A 16782-nucleotide genomic window follows, 5' to 3' on the forward strand; every position below is an offset into this window, starting at 1 on the left:
ATAAATCAGTATTATACGCGCCATCAAAAGGGTCGTTAGCTCAGTTGGTAGAGCAGTTGGCTTTTAACCAATTGGTCGTAGGTTCGAATCCTACACGACCCACCATATTTGCAGCGGTCTGTGATGTACCAGGGACTATTCTCGCGGTAACGCAGCCGTACAGAGCAAGCCTCTAGCTTGTTCCGAAGTGAAATCAAGAAGAAAAGCCCGCCTCTCATGGCGGGCTTTTTCGTTCTGGGTGCTCGGATTTCGGCTTACGCCACTGGCGTAGCGGTTGTTCATCTACAGCATCGACCTGTCAGGCTGTGTCCAGCTGTTGCCTATCTGAAGAAGATCCTCGCGTGAATGCTCGGCCTCAAGGGTCAAAAGACCGCGTTTCTTGTCGATCCCGCCGCTGTAGCCGCTGAGTGTTCCATTGGCAGCAATCACGCGGTGGCAGGGCACGATGATCGAAATCGGGTTAATGGCATTGGCCATGCCAATGGCTCTGGCTGCGCCAGGTTTGCCCAGGGTTCTGGCCAGCTCGCCATAGGTCGTGACTGTGCCGTAGGGGATCTGAGCAAGCAGTGCCCAAGCCTGTTTCAGAAAGGGGCTGCCGCGCGGTGCCATGGGCAACGAGAAATCACGGCGGGCACCGCTGAAATACTCAAGTAACTGCTGCCTGACCTCGGCAACTGCATCCTGGGCTTCACGTGCTTGCGCGTACTCGCTGCCTGGTCCGGCAGCATCTCGCAGACGGAAATCCACGCGCAGTACTGCGCCGTGGTGATCGACCAGCATGTCGATGCGCCCAAGTCGAGTATCCAGGTGGCCACGTGCCTCCTGCGGCATAATCAGCTTTGCCATGGCGGGTTCCCTCAGAGTCGCCCGCGCGCAGTCACGCGGGCGGTGGGGGGTGGCATTACCAGTGCTGGGCCAGGGGTGTCGGGCCTGGCAGCGAAGGGAATAGCGGCAGTACATCGCTGGCCAGTTCATCGATGATCTCGGCGGGTGGTCGTTGCGCCATGTGCATGCCCAGTGCGGCATGGTTGACGCCGGCCTCCTGCCATTCTTGCAGCAGCGCGATCAAGCCTTTGCGCCCGGTCTTCAATACATAGCCGCCATGCAATGGCGTGCGCGGAAAGTTCGGATTCTCATCGAGGTCGATCCATTCGTTGGTGACGTGCGGGCGGAAGCCCTGGTCAGGAATCATGGCGCGCCATGCTCGGACTTTTTCGGCCAGGCGCTTGGGTCCAAGGCTGTTCTGGGTCGACTCCGGATAGGTCAGCCAGCCATCTGCGTGGGTACCCAGCCACTGCGGGGATTGCCTGGAAGAGCCGGTCACCAGCAGCGGGATGCGGCCAGTTGCCGGCCTTGGCAGGAGCCGCGCATTGTCCAGCTGCCCCAGCGAAGAGTTGATCGGGGAGCCATCGCCTTGCGTCAATTGCCGGAAGTAGTCGACCGCCTCGGCAAAGCGTTCGCCTCGGCTCGCATGCTCGATGCCATAGGCTGGAAACTCGACGGGCCGGTCGCCGGAAGCGATGCCCATCACCAGTCTCCCGCCAGACAGCTGGTCGATGCTGGTGGCAGCCTTGGCCAGGTCGATGGGGTGGCGCAAGCTGAATATTGCGCTGCCGGTAGCCAGGCTGATGTGGCGAGTCTGCCCGGCTAGAAATGCCAGGTAGGTAAAGGGATCGAACAGCTGCCCTGCATCGCCGAAATAAGGGTCGAACAACGGCACATCGCGTACCCAGGTGGCTGCAAAGCCGCGGGCGTCCAGCTGTTTGACCAGTTCGGCCTGGCCGGCCAACACGTTCATATCGCCTTCATAAAAGCGCAGCGGGAGAAAGATGCCGAGGGTCAGTTGGCCCTCGGCAAACATCCGCCGGTATCCCGGATGGCTGGCAAATGCCGGTGCGCTGGCGCCGGTAGTGGTAAAAGTTGGGTTTTCGATCACGGGCTGGTTCATGTCAGGTTCCTTCCAGGGGCATGTTCAGGGGCCGGTGGCGGGGTGGGGCAGGCTGATACCGCGCTGCACCGCAGGGCGTTCGGTCATGCGTTGGTACCAGGTGCTCAAGTGGCTGAACTGGCTGAAATCGAAATCGATCAGGTGGGCGATGTGCATCCAGCCGAACGTGGCGATATCGGCAATGCTGTAGGTATCGCCGGCCAGCCAGTGGTTGTCCTTGAGTTGGTTGTCCAGGGTCGCGAACGCCTGCTCGGTCAGCGTTCGAAAACGTCGCGCTACAGCCGGGTCAGACTGTTTGTCGAAAATCTCGTAATGCACCCGTTGCCCAAGAATAGGGCCGGTGCTGGAGGCGTGGAACATCAGCCAGGTGATGGCTGCCCAGCGTTGCTGCGGTGGGTCGGGAAGCAGCCGCTGGGTTTTCTCGGCCAGGTACAGCAGGATCGCGGCGGATTCAAACAGCACGATGTTGCTGCCTTGATCGACCAGCACCGGGATGCGCCCGTGCGGGTTGAGCCGCAGAAATTCCGGCAGGTGGTGCTCGCCGTGTTCGATGCGAACGTGCCGTAACACGTAAGGCAAACCCAACTCTTCGAGCGCAATAGTTATCTTGAAGCCATTAGGTGAGCTATCGGTATAAAGAATCAGGTCTGGCACTTTCATTTGCGTTCAACCTTCTATTCTCGGCTTTCTATCAAATGTATGTGGCGCTATCCTAGAGCTGCTGGGTACCTATGAGAAACGATGAATTCTTCATTCTCGAGTTAGAAAATCTAAATAGTGAGGTGCCTATGGGCGCTGTACTGCCGTTACTTGCTCTGCGGGCTTTCACCGAAACAGGGCGCTTGGGGAGTTTGAAAGCCGCTGCCGAGAGCCTGGGTGTGACGCCCGGGGCAGTCAGCCAGCAGATCCGCCTGCTCGAGGATCGCATTGGCGTGCCGCTGTTCGTCCGCGCGCGCCACGGTGTCTACCTCACCGAAGCCGGTGCACGGGTGCACCCGGGATTGCTCCGTGGGTTCGACCAGATAGAGAAGTCTCTGTCGACCTTGCAATCGCTGGCGTCGGAGAAGGCCATAACGATCAGTACCGTGCCCTCGTTTGCCTCGGCCTGGCTGGTGCCGCGGCTTGGGCGCTTTCATGAACTGCATCCGCATATCGAGGTGCGTGTCGAGGCTTCTGCCAAGATTGTCGATTTCAAGCGCGATCGGATCGACGTCGCCCTGCGCCACGGGCTGGGCCATTACCCGGGCCTGGAATCCATCCGGTTGATGGCACCCGTGCTGCTACCTGTGGCAAGCCCGGCGCTGCTGGCCAAGGGGCGTCCTATCGAGAACCCGCTGGACTGCCTCGACTACCCGCTGTTGCAGGATGCCGACCGGGCTGACTGGACGCTCTGGTTGCAGGCCCTTGGAGTGGACGCGGGCGAGCAGGCCAAGCGCGGTGCCAGTTTCGAGGAAGACCTGCTGCTACTGCGCGCTGCAGCAGCAGGGCAGGGTATCGCGCTGGTGCAAGATACCCACGCTCAGGAAGACATCGACTCAGGCAGGCTGGTGGTAGCCCTCGACAAGCCATGGCCATCGCGCTTTGCCTATTACATCGTGTGCCGTCAGGAGTCGTTACAACGGGCCGAAGTGCAGGCGTTCATCAGCTGGATCAAAGACGAAGCGGCAGTTGATGCCGACCTGCCCGCCTAGCGGGCGAAGGCCGGAGCCCGCAGGCAAAAAGGGCTAATCGCGCTCGGCCAGCAGCCTGCCTTGCTGTTCGGCTGCAAGTTGCCAGCCGCCGCCCAGGGCCCTGATCAGTTTCACGGTGGTACGGGCTTTTTCTGCCTCCAGGCGCGCTGTTGCCAATTGCTGGGCCAGCAAGGTGCGGTCCGCGTCGATCGTATCGAGTTGGCTGTGGCTGCCTTCACGGTATTGCAGGTGAGAAAGCTGAGCCGCCCGCTCGGCAGTATCCAGGGCAATGCGCTGGGCGCGGGACTGTTCGGCGATGATACGCAGGCCGGCCAGTTTGTCCTCGACTTCGGCAAACGCCTTCAGCACTACCTCCCGGTACCGGGCGACATCTTCTTCGTACGCTGCCCGCGAGTATGCGACCGTAGCCTTGCGCCGGCCACCGTCGAACAGTGGCAGGGTCATCACCGCACCTGCCAGCGGGCCCAGCAGGAAGGCACGGTTGGACCACTCGAAGAGGTTGCCCAGTTCCCGCGATTCAAAGCCGCCGGTTGCGGTCAACTGCAGCCTGGGGAAATAAGCCGCTTTGGCGATACCGATCCGGTAGTTGGCCGCAGCCATTGCATGTTCTGCGGCCGCGATGTCCGGTCGTCGTTCAAGTAGCGCCGAGGGCAGCCCGGCGGGGATGCGTATATCGCGCAGGGCAAGGCGCTGTGGCTGGAGACTGAACTGCGCGGGGGGCAAGCCAAGCAGCGTTGCCAGTGCATGCTCTGCCAACAGCCTGTTGTGTTCGATTCCCAGCGCTTCAACTCGGGCGGCTTCCAGTTCGCTCTGCGCTCGCACCTGATCAAGTTCACCCGCGTCGCCATTGTCGTACCGGTGTTTGATCAGCCTGTATGTATCGCTGCGCAGGGCCAGGGTTCCTCGGTACACCTCCATCTGCGTGTCCAGTTCGCGCACAGTGAAGTACAGCTCTGCAACGTCGGCCTGCAAGGCCATCAGCACGCTGCGGTACAGCGCACCGCTGTTGTCCAGCTCGGCGCTTGCCGCCCCCACCTCGGCATCGATCCTGCCAGCCAGGTCGGCTTCGTAGCTTATGCCCAGTTCTGCCCGCCAAAACCCGAATGTGTTGGCTGCCTGCTCGCCATTCAGGCCTTGCGCAGCGGCAGATTCGCGTTGGCGCATCGGGCCGAATGCTGCATCCAGACGGGGTAACATGTCAGCTTTTGCGCTGCGCTGCAGCGCGCGCGCCTGCTTGAGCCTGGCTGCAGCGATTTCCAGCCCCGGGTTGGCTTGTATCGCCTGAGCCTCCAGCGTATCCAGCTGCGGGTCGTTGAATATTGTCCACCACTCGCCGCGCATTTGCGCTTCGCCAGGCTCGGCAGATTTCCACGAGGTTTCGGCTGGCGTTGTCTGGCTCTCCTTGAACAGCCAATGCTGCGGCTCGTCCGGACGGATGTGCTGGGGGACTTGCGAACAGCCTGCCAGCATTGCCAGGAGCAGAGGTGTAAGCCTGGCCTTGCGCGCAGTGAAATAGCGTGGGGCTTTGAGAATGATCATGGGATGTCCTTTCCACGGCTCAGATGGGATTGCTGACCGGTTGTGCAACTGCACCTGCCGGGTCGTGCTGCGGGCTCAGCTGTCGGCCAAAACGGGCATAGATGGCGGGCAATACAAACAAGGTGAATAACGTACCGACCAGCAACCCTGAGATGAGTACCACCGCCAATGCACTTTGGCTGCCTGCACCTGCTCCGCTGGCAAACAGCAGCGGCAGCAGGCCACCGACCATTGCTGCCGTCGTCATGAGGATCGGGCGGATACGCGTGCGCGCTGCAGCTTGTGCTGCCTGCTGGCGATCAAGGCCTTGCTTGCGCTGAGCCATGTTGGCGAACTCGACGATGAGGATGCCGTGCTTGGCGATGAGGCCAACCAATGTCACCAGGCCGATCTGGGTGTAGATGTTGAGTGTGGCGAAGCCAAAGAACAGAGCCGCCAAGGCGCCGCAGGCAGCCAGTGGCACGGTGGTCAGAATCAGTAACGGGTCACGTACGCTTTCGAACTGAGCTGCCAGTACCAGGAAGATGAACGCCAGCGCGAATGCGAAGGTGATTGCGAAGCCGCCTTGCTCCTGCAGGTACTGGCGCGACTCACCGAGGAAGTCGTGCTGATAGCCAGCGGGCAGTTCGCTGGCTTGTTGCTGCAGGAACGCCACCGCCTGGCCCAAGGTAACGTCAGGTGCCGGGATTGCCACCAGGGTCGAGCTGTTCAGCTGGTTGTACTGGGTCAGCGCGTTGGCCTCCACGCCACGCTCCAGGCTAACCACTGTCGACATCGGCACCTGGGTGCCACCGGCTGTACGCAGGTAATATTGTTCCAGCAGTTCCGGAGTCAGGCGCTGGTTCCTGGGCGCCTGTGGGATGACGTCATACGCCCGCCCCTGAGCGCCAAAGCGATTGACATAGGACTCGCCGACCAGCCGGGCGAAGGTGTCACCTATCTCTTTCATGTCCAGACCGAGGTCGTGTGCTTTGGAGCGGTCCACGCGTACCAGCACGGTAGGGTTGGTAAAGGTCAGGTCCGAGTCGATGAAGGCAAACAGGCCACTGCTGCGTGCCGCGGACTTGAGCGTCTCCATGGCCTGGAACACGTCTTCGTGCTTGAGCGAGGACGTCAGCACCATCTGCACCGGAAAGCCGCCTACCGAACCCGGGAGCGGCGCGGGCAGGAATGCGGAGCCGGCTATGCCCTCGACCGACGCCAATTGTTCCTGCAGCTCGCCCATGATGTCTTCGGCGCTGCGTGAACGTTGATCCCAGGGCTTGAGCATCACCCCGGCCCAGCCCTTGTTCAGCGAGGCGCCGACGCCTGTTACACGATATACGGTGCCCGTTTCCGGAATCGCCAGCAGCAGGTCTTCGACGCGCTTCGATTGCTCTTCCAGAAACTCCAGGTTACTTGCCTGGGGGGCTTTCATATCGACCACGATTTCACCCTGGTCCTCGGCTGGCGCCAGTTCTGATTGCAAGCCGTTGAACAGGATCGGCAAGCTGAGCAGTGCGCCTGCACCGATTACCAATGCCAGGCGGGTGTCCTTGAGAACATGGCCAAGCAGCCGGTCGTAGCGCTCGACCAGGTTGTTGGTGACGCGTTCGACCGCGGATGCAAAGCGCCCGGGACGATCGTTGGCCAGCAACCTGGCTGCTACAGTTGGGGACACGGTGAGGGCGACGATGGCCGACACGGCCACAGCAGCGGCCAAGGTAAACGCAAACTCGCTGAACAGCGCGCCTGTCAGGCCGCCGACCATGCCCAATGGTGCATAGACTGCGACCAGGGTAGCGGCCATGGTAAGTACCGGGCCGGCGATTTCGCGTGCGCCATTGCGCGCGGCTTCCAGAGCCTGCTCGCCTTCTTCCATGCGCCGGTGCACGTTTTCGACCACCACGATGGCATCGTCCACGACCAGGCCGATGGCCAGTACCATCGCCAGCAATGTCAGCAAGTTAAGACTGAAGCCCAGTGCCAGCATGATGGCAGCAGCACCCAGCAGCGACAGCGGAATACTCAGTACCGGGACCGCTACGGCGCGCATCGAACCCAGGAACAGGAAGATCACCAGCACCACCTCCAGTGCTGCGACAACGAACTTGAAGGTTACGTTGCTGATGGCCGCGTCGATGAATACCGTGACGTCGTAGGGTATGGCCATCTTCGCTCCGGCTGGCAACTCCAGCCCGCCCAGGATCTGTCGTGCCTGATGGGCGATGGTCAGCGGGTTGCCGCCAGGTGTGGCCATGACTTCAAGGTAAACCGCTGCCTCGCCGTTCATGCCCGTGACCTGATCGCGGCTCTGGGTGCCGATTTCAACAGTGGCGATGTCTTCCATGCGCACCAGGCTGTCGCCTTTTTTCACCACCAGCCGGCGGAAGCCTTCGATGGAGTCCAGGCTGGTATCGATACGCACATTGGCCACCACCAGTTGGCCGCGGATCTGCCCAGGCGCTGCCTGGTAGTTGTTCTGCTCGATGGCGCGGTCGACGTCGGCTGTGGTGACGTCGTGCGCAGCCATGCGCAGTGGGTCCAGCCAGATCCGCATGGAGATGTTCTGCCCGCCCAGCACGTTTACCGCCGCCACACCGTCAATGGTGGTCAGCATCGGGCGCGCCACCCGCATCAGATAATCGGTGATGCCCGTCAGGGGTTGGTCGGCCGCAGGGCTGAAACCGGCATAGATAACCCCAATGGCACCCGGAGACTGGCGTACGACCACCGGGTCGTAGGCTTCCTTGGGCAGCAGGTAGCGAACCTCGTTGACCTTGGCCAGTACCTCGGTCAATGCAGCATCGGAGTTGGCATTCAAGCGCAGGTAAGCCGTGATTGTGCTCAGGCCTTGCTCCGACGAAGAGGTCAGGTATTCCACCCCCTGGGTCGTGGCAACTGCCTGGGCGAGGGTCGTGGTGACGAAACCTTGCATCAGTTCCGCAGGGGCACCGGGGTACTCGGTGGTGATGGTCACCACGGCGCTTTCAATTTTCGGGTACTGACGCAACGGTAGATCGAACAGTGCGCGAATACCCACCAGTGCGATCAGCAGGGCAAACGCCAGTGTCAGCACCGGGCGCCGAATGAACAAGTCAGTGAAGGACATGGCGGCTATCGCTCCTTGCGGTTGTACAGGCCCAGCGCGCGCTCGTCGACGGCTGGGGCGTCGGCGATGCGGGTCGTGACCTGTGCGCCATCCTGCAAGTTGATCTGCCCAGAGATCACTACCAGATCGTCCGGGCCGATGGCCTGACCAAACACCTCGGTGCGGTCCTCGCTCTGCTGACCTGTGCTGACGGCCAGGCGATGGGCGGTTTGACGTTCTCCGTCAGTGCGCAGCACGTACACGAAGTCGCCTGTCAGGGAGCTTTCCAGCGCGACGGTTGGCACAGTGGTGGTCGGTGTGCCAGGCGGCAGCTGCAGAGACACGTGAACAAATTGGCCAGGCGAGATCGGCGCCTGTGGCGCCAGCGTGGCCCGTACCCGGATGGCGCGGTTTTCCTTGCTGATCTGCGGGTCTATGGCGGTGACCCTGCCAAGGTTGGCGGCCTGCTGCGGGTCGTGTCCCTGAATGCGTGTGACCAGTCCGGTCTGCAGCAGCTCGCGGTAGCGTTCGGGGACGCTGAAGTCGACATGCAATACGCTTGAGTCGATCAAGGTCGCAATCGGTGTTCCCGCCTCCACGTATTGCCCAAGGTTGACCTGGCGTACACCCAGTTCACCGTTGAACGGCGCGCGGACCAGGCGTTGTGCCGCCTCTTCCCGGGCTTGTTCAAGCAGGGCCTGGGCTTCGGCACTGGCGGCTACATAGCGTTCGTAGTCTGCGCTGGATAGGGTCTGGCCATGCAAGCGCTTTGCTCGCTCAAGGTCTGTCTGCGCCAGGCGCACGGCAACCTTGCGCCGCTCAATCTCGCTGCGCAGCGGGCCATCATTGAGTTGCACCAGCGCTGTGCCGCTCTTGACCTTCTGGCCGCTGGTGAAGTGGATCTGAGTGATGCGCCCGGAAACTTCCGCGGCAACCAGTACCTGGTGGTCTGCGACCACGGTACCGATGGTTTCCACCTGCCGTGCCAGCGGTGCTCCGCTGGCGCTGGCGACTACCACGGGCACCGCTACCGGTTCACCCGCGGCAACCGCGGCTGCCTGAGCTTCATGCTTGCGAAGCAGGTCGTAGAGATATAGACCGCCTAATGCGCCAGCCAATACCAGAGCGGTCAGGATCAGCTTGCCGCTGACCCGCTGCGTGACGCTGCTCATGCCGCACCTCCATTTACCTTGGAATGCGCTGGTGCGGGCCTCGCGGTGCTAATCACCAGGTTACGGGAACGCCAGGTTCCGGGGGTGCCTTTCCTAAGCATGTGCTTCTCCAGTGTGTTGAGTTCAGCTAAAGCCAGGTCGGCTCAGTGTCAACGGATACTAGAGATAAGGCCTCGTCAGCGAAAACGATATTCCGTGAGTTAAATGGATAGAAAATCTAAAGCCTGAAGAGCATTTTGATTGTGATGAATGCTCGCTGGGCTTAGTCCGTAACCTTGTAACGTGCTACCGCTGCGGCTGCAGGGGCACAAGCACTGCGATTGGTCTTGGCATGATGAACAGTTGAAGAGCCGATGTGCTCAGGGAATAAACTAAAGTTTGTGAAATATTTAGTAACGATAATGATCCATTTACAGGGTCGGGAGTTGTACTAATTTTTGACGGCGGGAATTCGTCGCGCGGGTAAAAGTTTAGCGATCGCATGTGAATCTATAGTTTCAGTGAGGCAGTTATTTGCGCATTAGAAAATCTAAAGCGTACGTTTAGATAAAATGGTTATGCGTGTTTTAGTTCCGATGGTAGCGTGCCTCCCCGTTGCTATTAGGTTCGCCGCGGCGCATAAGTTCACACAGTCGATAGATGCAGTTTGTGATGTGTCTGCTAGTGACAGAGCGGGGTAAGCGCCCGTGTGCGGATAATAAGACGAGACCATCAGGCAGGGAGGCAGTACCGTGCAAAGGGAACACTACGATGTGGTGGGTATCGGCTTCGGTCCATCCAATATTGCAATGGCGATTACATTGGAAGAAGAAGCGGCAGGTCTGAAGTGCTTATTTCTTGAGAAAGAAGCAAACAGTGAATGGCAAACAGGGCTGCTGTTGGCCAACTCGGATATTCAGAACCACCCCTTGCGAGACCTGGCGACGCCGCGTAACCCGCGCAGCCACTATTCGTTCACCAATTACTTGTTCGAAAAACAACGGTTGTTCGAGCACCTGAACATGGGCTTGTACTACCCGTATCGCTATGAATACCGCGATTACATTCGCTGGGCGGCGGACCACTTCGATGAGCAGGTGCGCTACTCGACCACTGTGACCGGCGTTCGCGCATTGACCACTCAGGCCGGGGGTGCTCGTTTTGAAGTGAGCACGAGCGATGGCCAGACCTACACCTGTGCCAATCTGGTCGTCGCAGGCGGTCGTACACCTTTCGTTCCGCCGGTGCTCGCGGCTGTAGAGCCTGACAAATTGGTTCACGGTGTTCGATTCAGGACGGTTGTCGACCGCCTTGAGTCGGGACAAGTGCAGAGCGTGGCGGTGGTCGGTGGCAGTCAGTCGGCCATCGAAATCATGATCTACCTCGCCGACAAGTTTCCACAGCTCCAGGTGCACGGGGTATCTCGAAAGTTTGGATATTGCCTGAAAGATTCGTCTCCCTTTACCGGTGAAGTTTACTTCCCCGAATTCGTTGACCTGTTCCACGACAGCAAACCCGCGCACCGTCGTCGGTTGCAGGACGACTTGCGCGCCACCAACTATTCGGCGTCGGATGGCGATGTGCTGGATGAGTGGTACCGCGTACGTTATCGCGACAGGCATTTTGGCCAGCAGCGCCTGCATGTGCACAACTCGGTGGATATTGTTAGTGCAGTTTCAGTGGGCTCGAAAGTGTCTCTCGAATTAATGGCGGCGCACAGTGACGAGCAAATTACCTCGCTGGAAGTCGACCTGATCGTTACCGCAACCGGTTTCCGCGATTTCGGCCCCGGCTCGCATCAGGAAGTATGCCCGGCGTTACTTGAAGGGCTCTATCCGATGATGGAAAAAGAGCCGGATGGGCAAATTAAAATTCAGCGCGACTATCGAGTTGCTCTGCAAGGCATGGAACTGGGCCTTTATCTGAATGGCCTGTGCGAGTCCAGTCACGGTATGGGTGATGCCGGCTCTTTGAGCCTGGTGTCATTACGCTCACAACACATCATCAAATCAATTGAGGCACGCCATGCTGCGGCAGTCGGCGATGGCGCAATTATCAAGGAAGAGGCTTAACCATGGACCGGATCAGAATAGCCAGTGAAGTACCCGGACCGCGTTCGCAGCAGGCGTTGGCTCGCCAGCATGAGCGTGAATCAACGGCCGTGTCCTACCCGAAACGTTTGCCTATTTCGTTGGCGCGCGGCCAAGGCTGTTACGTGCAGGATCTGGACGGCAACGTGTTCATCGATTTCCTCGCAGGTGCAGGCTCGCTGCCGTTGGGCCACTGCCCAGAAGACGTGGTCGGCGAAGTAATCGAACAGGTTGGCACCTTGTGCATGGGCCTGGACTTCCCAACTGTAGCCAAGGAGCGTTTTACCGATGCCCATCTTGGTATGCTGCCGGCGCACTTGCGTGAAGACTACCGCGTCCATTTCTGTGGGCCGACCGGGGCAGATGCGGTAGAGGCGGCGATCAAGCTGGCCAAGGCGACCACAGGTGCGGATGAGATCATCAGTTTCCGCGGTGGATATCACGGGTGTACCAACGGTGCGCTGTCGCTGACGGGCAACCGAGCAATGAAGCGCAACGTGGCGGGGCGTATGCCGGGAGTGCATTTCCTGCCGTTCGGATCCACATCACAGTCCTCCCGCAGTGCCGTGCTCAGTGCCAGCCAGGTTGATGCAGCCCTGTTGCTGGAATCAGCCCTGGATGACGTCAACTCTGGCTTGGGCAATGTTGCCGCGATCATCCTCGAGCTGGTTCAGGGCGAGGGCGGCGTATACGTGGCGGATCAGCAATTCGTTGAACGAGTAGCAGCCGCCGCGCGCAAGCATGGCGTGATGTTGATCGTCGATGAAATTCAGACAGGCTGCGGGCGTACCGGCAGCTGGTATGCGTTTGAGCAATACGCGATTGCCCCGGACATTTTCGTTACGTCCAAAGGCACCAGCGGCATCGGCCTGCCGTCATCGCTGATGTTCTACAACAAGCGTTTGAACAACTGGCCGTCCGGCAGCCACATCGGCACCTTCCGCGGCAACCAGCTGGCCTTCGTGGCAGGCGCACGGGCCATTGATGTCATCCGCCGCGAGAACGTTCTTGGCAACGTGCAGGCGCGTTCGGCACAACTGATTGAAGGTTTCCAGGCATTGCGTAGCGAGCACCCGCAGATCGGCGAGATACGCGGGCTGGGGCTGATGCTTGGGGTGGAGATCATCGACCCGGCGACTGGCGAAGCGTGTGAGAAGACCGCTGCATGGATCCAGTGTAAAGCGCTGCAGGCCGGTTTGATCACCGAGCTTGGTGGTCGCGATGACACCATCTTGCGCGTGCTGCCGCCACTGAACGTCAGCGAATACACGATTACCGAAGCGCTGGGCGTGCTAGGCCGGGTATTGGCCGCGTATGCAGTCAGTCAGGAGCGCGAATGATGCAGGTATTCCGCAAGATGAACTGGGCTGGATTGGTGCACGAGTACGAGCTCGACGGTTCCCGCCTGTTGCCCTGGGAAGGGTTGAAGTCGCCATTTGGCGGTGCATGGTGCGTGGTGCGTCCCGGTACCGAGAGCCGGCGCCATTCCCATGATGAGTACGAGATGTTCATTGCCATTGATGGCAAGGCACGGATCCGTGTGGGTGAAGAGTTTGTCAGCGCCGAAAAGGGTGATCTGATCATGCTGCCGCTGGACACCGAGCATTCGGTGATCAACGACAGCGCCGAAGATTTCCACTTCTACTCGATCTGGTGGGACAAGCAGAGCGCGACGAACTTCCTCGACTCGATCAAGGTGCAGCCATGAGCAATCAGTTCATCGTAACCATCACGCCGCCGACGCCCAACGGTGATTTGCATATCGGCCACATTGCCGGCCCTTACATGGCGGCCGATGTTTTTACTCGCGCCCAGCGCTTGCAAGGTATGCAGTGCTACCTGGTGTCGTACTCGGACGATTACCAGTCCTACCTCACGCGAAAAGCCCTCGAGCTGGGTGTAGATGGCGCGCAGCTGGCACATGAGAACTCGGTGAAGATCCAGCAATCGCTGCGCATGGTGGGGATAGAGGTCGACCACTGGCTTGAGTCCCACGGCAACCCACATTTCGAGTGGGCGGCCAAGATGCTGTATGAGCGTGGTCAGGCCAGTGGGTTGATTCGCTCTGCGCAAACCCAGGCGCCGTACTGCGAGCATTGCCAGGTGTGGGGTTACGAAGGCTTCGCCCGTGGCAACTGCAACCACTGCGGTGCATCGTCCGACGCCAGTCAATGCGAAGCCTGCGCGATGGCGCCTGATGCGGCGAAGATGACCGACCTGAAGTGCATCCTTTGTCATGCGCCAATGACCATGCGACCGGTACAGCGACAGTTTCTGGCCTTCGATCGCGTGGCTGATGCGCTGCGCGCGCGCCTGGCTGCAGCACCCATGCGCGGGCAGTTGCGCCGCTGGCTGGATGCTGCCTTCGAGAAGGGCCTGGGCGATTGGGGGGTTACCCGGCCAGGGGAGTCGGGGCTCAAGCTCTATGATGATGAAGCACATCGCTTGCACACCTGGTTCATGGGGCAAGCGGGCTACCTTGCTGCGCTCAAGGAGCTGTCCGAACGTGATGAAGCGGCCGATGCCTACGCTCTTTTGTCCAGTGCCGATACGCGCATGGTCAACTTCCTCGGCATGGACTGCTCGTACAGCCACGTGCTGGCGTACCCCGCTCAAGTCTTGGGGGATCCGGCGTTCAAATTCAGCCAGGCGTTCTTCACCAATGCCTTTCTCAAACTCAACGGTGAAGATTTCTCCACCAGCCGCGGCCACGCCATCTGGGTACGTGACCTGGTCCGCGATGCCTGCGCCGACAGTGTGCGCTTCTATGTCTCGTTGATCGCGCCAGAAGAGCAGACGGGTAATTTTTCGGTCGACGATTTCTGGGCATGGCGCCGGCGCGTATTCGACACTGTGCTGCCCCACATTTATCGGCAGCTGGCGCAAGAGCGCGCCACGCCGCCGGCCTGTTTGGCAGCATTTGAGCGAGGCGTGGCGCAGCGCTGGCTGCAGTGTGCCAGCGTCGAACAGTTCTCGATGAAAGGCATGGCTGAGCAGTTGATGGTCCTGGTCGATGCAATTCAAGGCGAGCTGAGTAGCGGAAAGGTACGTCGGGAGCTGTTGGTGCTGTTTGCTGTGCTGTGCGGGCCGACCATGCCTGGGCTTGGCAAGGCCCTTGCCGGGCACGTCGATGATGACGAGCGCACGGCCTGTCTGGCCGAGCTGGGGCTGATTCCGGCGCAGAAGGAGGCCTGTCATGGCTGAGGCAGCACGTGTGATCGTGATTGGTGGCGGGATCACTGGCACCACCATTGCCGCTACGCTGACCGAGGCGGGGCATCAGGTGACACTTCTGGAAAAGGAAACCGTGGGCGGCAATGGTGCTACGCGCTTTTCCGGGGCGCTGTTCCGCCTATACGACCCGGACCGGGAGATTGCCAAACTGGCTCATGCCAGTGTCCAGCTGATGGCGCATACGAGAGTGGGTGATGTATTTGCGCAGAGCTTGCAGCGCTCCGGCATCCTCTACGCAAGCGAGAAGAACCAGCATGGCTATGACTCTGTAACGGCATGCATCAAGCGCTACAGCAATGACCTTTATCCGATGGAGCTGGTAAGCGCGCAGCGCGCTTACGAACTGAGCTGTGGCTGCTATTCCGCTGAGAATCAGCGCACCATCCTGCACGAACCCAAGGGTGGCTTTGGTGATATACGCAAAGCCGCGCGCGACATGGCCTTCATGGTTCGCAGTGCAGGCGGCTCTATCATGGAGCACACGCGCGTCGAGGGGCTGCATGCAGATGCCAATGGCGTAAGCGTACGCTGCGGTGCGGTGCAGATTGAAGCTGACTACGCCGTGTTGGCTGCGGGAGCCTGGTCGGGCACCCTGTGCGACTTCTTGCCCATCGAGACTCAGAGCATTCCGTTGGTCAGCCTGGAGGCAACCAGACAGATTCCGCTGCCTATCATCGATACCAAGACCGGCACCCACCTGATCCCGCTAAACAGGGGTTTCTATCAAGCTGGCTCGAAAATCCGCATCGCTGCCAAGTTGCCTGAAGCGCTCGACTACGACAACCAGCCAGTAGTCCCGGACGTGCTTGCACGCCTTCGCGGCTCGTTGATCGAGCACGATGACAACGATGTGGCAGCAGTGATCAAGGGCTATGACTCCTATACGGCTGACGGGCGGCCGTTGCTGGACTTTATCGATGAGCACCAGCGCTGCATGGTTGCTACCGGTTTTTGTGGCATTGGTTACAAGATTGCGTTGGCAGTGGCCCGCAACGTCTGTGACCGCCTGCTGGATGAAACCGGGCACAGCGATAGCGATTCCAGGTTGTACGCCCTCGAGCGCTTCGCCGCCAGCGAGCTGGTGTCATGAGTGCCACGCTGCGCTGCGGCTTTGCCGCGATCCTCGACCCTGCCCGGTCTATCCATAGCGAAACCGTATTGCGTGCGTTGCAGATTTTCCGTGAGCTGCAAAGCGGCTTGAACATGGAGTTCGTGATCTGCGAGGACTACGGCTCCTACGAAGGCGGGTCGCATGCGGCGGACTACCTGGTCTCGCGTGGTGTCGATGTTGTTGTTGGACATTACGCCAGCAACTCGGCGCTGGGAGCGGCGAGTTTCTATGCCGAGCATGGGGTGCCCTTGCTTCTGCCCAGCGCCACGGACGTGAGCCTGACTATCGACCAGAGCAATGTGTTCCGCTTGTGCCCACACAACCAGGACATTGTCGAGGCGTTGCTGGGGCTTTGTCATGAAGGCCGTGAGTACGACCTGCAGGTATACACCGACGACTCGCTCTATGCGCAGAACCTTGCCGGTTTGCTGCGCACTACGTTGGCCGCGCGAGGGTTACCGGAAGATGTCGGGCAGGCGGCTTCGCAGATCCTCTTCATTGGTACCGGGTCGCGCAGCGAACAGTTTCTGACGGCTTGCCAGGAGCGCCAGGTCAGGGACGATTTTATCCTCACCGATGATGCTGCCTGCGCGCAGCTGCGTCTGCCCGACGAGTTCATCGCTGGCAGGGTGCGCGGTGTGGGTTTTGCACCGCCCAGCCTGGTCAACCCCGGATCTCCCTACGTTGCCGAGTATCAGCGCCGCTACGGGCAGTCGCCCGGGGTGTTTTTTCTCGAGACCCTTGCCGCGCTTGAGATTGCCGCTGTGATGCAGCCAGGGGAGATTCCGGCCGGTGAGCAACTGAGTCGGCAGACCTTCGATACCTGCCTGGGCCCCCTTCGTTTCGATCATGGCGAGCAGAGCCGGGCGAACTTGTGCCTGTGGCTCAGCGATGCCGGTCAGCGCATGCAGCCTGTTGAACTTATTCGAACCTTTCGAGAGCAATGAC

The 16782-nt window shown here is 60.1% G+C and carries 13 protein-coding genes and 1 tRNA gene; 8 read left to right on the plus strand and 6 right to left on the minus strand.

Annotated elements, in window-relative coordinates; translation table 11 throughout:
* Positions 1–29: 29 nt before the first annotated feature.
* Positions 30–105: transfer RNA gene (locus ACQZ2L_RS04785), tRNA-Lys, on the plus strand.
* A gap of 177 nt (positions 106–282) precedes the next feature.
* Here ACQZ2L_RS04785 and ACQZ2L_RS04790 read toward each other — a convergent pair.
* The 3 genes from ACQZ2L_RS04790 to ACQZ2L_RS04800 are packed head-to-tail and all read right to left on the minus strand — an operon-like array spanning position 283 to position 2602.
* The gene (locus ACQZ2L_RS04790; RefSeq protein ID WP_430324869.1) at positions 283–846 is read right to left on the minus strand and encodes a methylated-DNA--[protein]-cysteine S-methyltransferase; all 564 of its coding nucleotides are present in this window, start codon (positions 844–846) and stop codon (positions 283–285) included.
* Between the two features lie 55 nt (positions 847–901).
* Positions 902–1948 (minus strand): LLM class oxidoreductase, encoded by a 1047-nt coding sequence (locus ACQZ2L_RS04795; RefSeq protein ID WP_430324870.1) that lies wholly within the window; start codon positions 1946–1948, stop codon positions 902–904.
* A 24-nt stretch (positions 1949–1972) separates the two neighbouring features.
* The gene (locus tag ACQZ2L_RS04800) at positions 1973–2602 is read right to left on the minus strand and encodes a glutathione S-transferase family protein (RefSeq protein WP_430325158.1); all 630 of its coding nucleotides are present in this window, start codon (positions 2600–2602) and stop codon (positions 1973–1975) included.
* A 134-nt stretch (positions 2603–2736) separates the two neighbouring features.
* Between ACQZ2L_RS04800 and gcvA the strand changes: the two genes are divergently transcribed.
* Positions 2737–3639: a transcriptional regulator GcvA gene (gcvA, locus tag ACQZ2L_RS04805; RefSeq protein ID WP_430324872.1), complete on the plus strand. Its 903-nt coding sequence runs from the start codon at positions 2737–2739 to the stop codon at positions 3637–3639.
* Positions 3640–3672: 33 nt separating this feature from the next.
* On the opposite strand, the gene ACQZ2L_RS04810 is transcribed toward gcvA, so the two are convergent.
* From ACQZ2L_RS04810 to ACQZ2L_RS04820, 3 genes are read right to left on the minus strand one after another with little or no spacing between them, the layout of a single operon-like run.
* Positions 3673–5178: an efflux transporter outer membrane subunit gene (locus tag ACQZ2L_RS04810; protein WP_430324874.1), complete on the minus strand. Its 1506-nt coding sequence runs from the start codon at positions 5176–5178 to the stop codon at positions 3673–3675.
* A 19-nt stretch (positions 5179–5197) separates the two neighbouring features.
* Positions 5198–8269 (minus strand): efflux RND transporter permease subunit, encoded by a 3072-nt coding sequence (locus ACQZ2L_RS04815; RefSeq protein WP_430324875.1) that lies wholly within the window; start codon positions 8267–8269, stop codon positions 5198–5200.
* 5 nt (positions 8270–8274) lie between these two features.
* Entirely contained in the window at positions 8275–9420 is a 1146-nt protein-coding gene (locus tag ACQZ2L_RS04820; protein WP_430324877.1) for an efflux RND transporter periplasmic adaptor subunit, read from the minus strand.
* A gap of 731 nt (positions 9421–10151) precedes the next feature.
* Here ACQZ2L_RS04820 and ACQZ2L_RS04825 point away from each other — a divergent pair.
* From ACQZ2L_RS04825 to ACQZ2L_RS04850, 6 genes are read left to right on the plus strand one after another with little or no spacing between them, the layout of a single operon-like run.
* Positions 10152–11471, plus strand: coding sequence for a SidA/IucD/PvdA family monooxygenase (locus tag ACQZ2L_RS04825; RefSeq protein WP_430324878.1), 1320 nt, complete (start codon positions 10152–10154; stop codon positions 11469–11471).
* Between the two features lie 2 nt (positions 11472–11473).
* Complete coding sequence (locus tag ACQZ2L_RS04830) at positions 11474–12829, plus strand: aspartate aminotransferase family protein (RefSeq protein WP_430324880.1); 1356 nt, start codon at positions 11474–11476, stop codon at positions 12827–12829.
* Complete coding sequence (locus tag ACQZ2L_RS04835; RefSeq protein WP_430324882.1) at positions 12826–13197, plus strand: cupin domain-containing protein; 372 nt, start codon at positions 12826–12828, stop codon at positions 13195–13197. The genes ACQZ2L_RS04830 and ACQZ2L_RS04835 overlap by 4 nt, the downstream gene beginning before the upstream one ends.
* Positions 13194–14693: a methionine--tRNA ligase gene (locus ACQZ2L_RS04840; protein WP_430324883.1), complete on the plus strand. Its 1500-nt coding sequence runs from the start codon at positions 13194–13196 to the stop codon at positions 14691–14693. Before ACQZ2L_RS04835 ends, ACQZ2L_RS04840 begins: the two co-directional genes overlap by 4 nt.
* A complete protein-coding gene (locus ACQZ2L_RS04845; RefSeq protein WP_430324884.1) occupies positions 14686–15813 on the plus strand; it encodes an NAD(P)/FAD-dependent oxidoreductase in 1128 nt (375 codons plus the stop codon). Before ACQZ2L_RS04840 ends, ACQZ2L_RS04845 begins: the two co-directional genes overlap by 8 nt.
* Complete coding sequence (locus ACQZ2L_RS04850) at positions 15810–16781, plus strand: ABC transporter substrate-binding protein (RefSeq protein WP_430324885.1); 972 nt, start codon at positions 15810–15812, stop codon at positions 16779–16781. Before ACQZ2L_RS04845 ends, ACQZ2L_RS04850 begins: the two co-directional genes overlap by 4 nt.
* Position 16782: the final 1 nt, after the last annotated feature.

This window comes from Pseudomonas shirazensis (genome assembly GCF_050496565.1).
GTDB classification, from domain to species: Bacteria; Pseudomonadota; Gammaproteobacteria; order Pseudomonadales; family Pseudomonadaceae; genus Aquipseudomonas; species Aquipseudomonas shirazensis_A.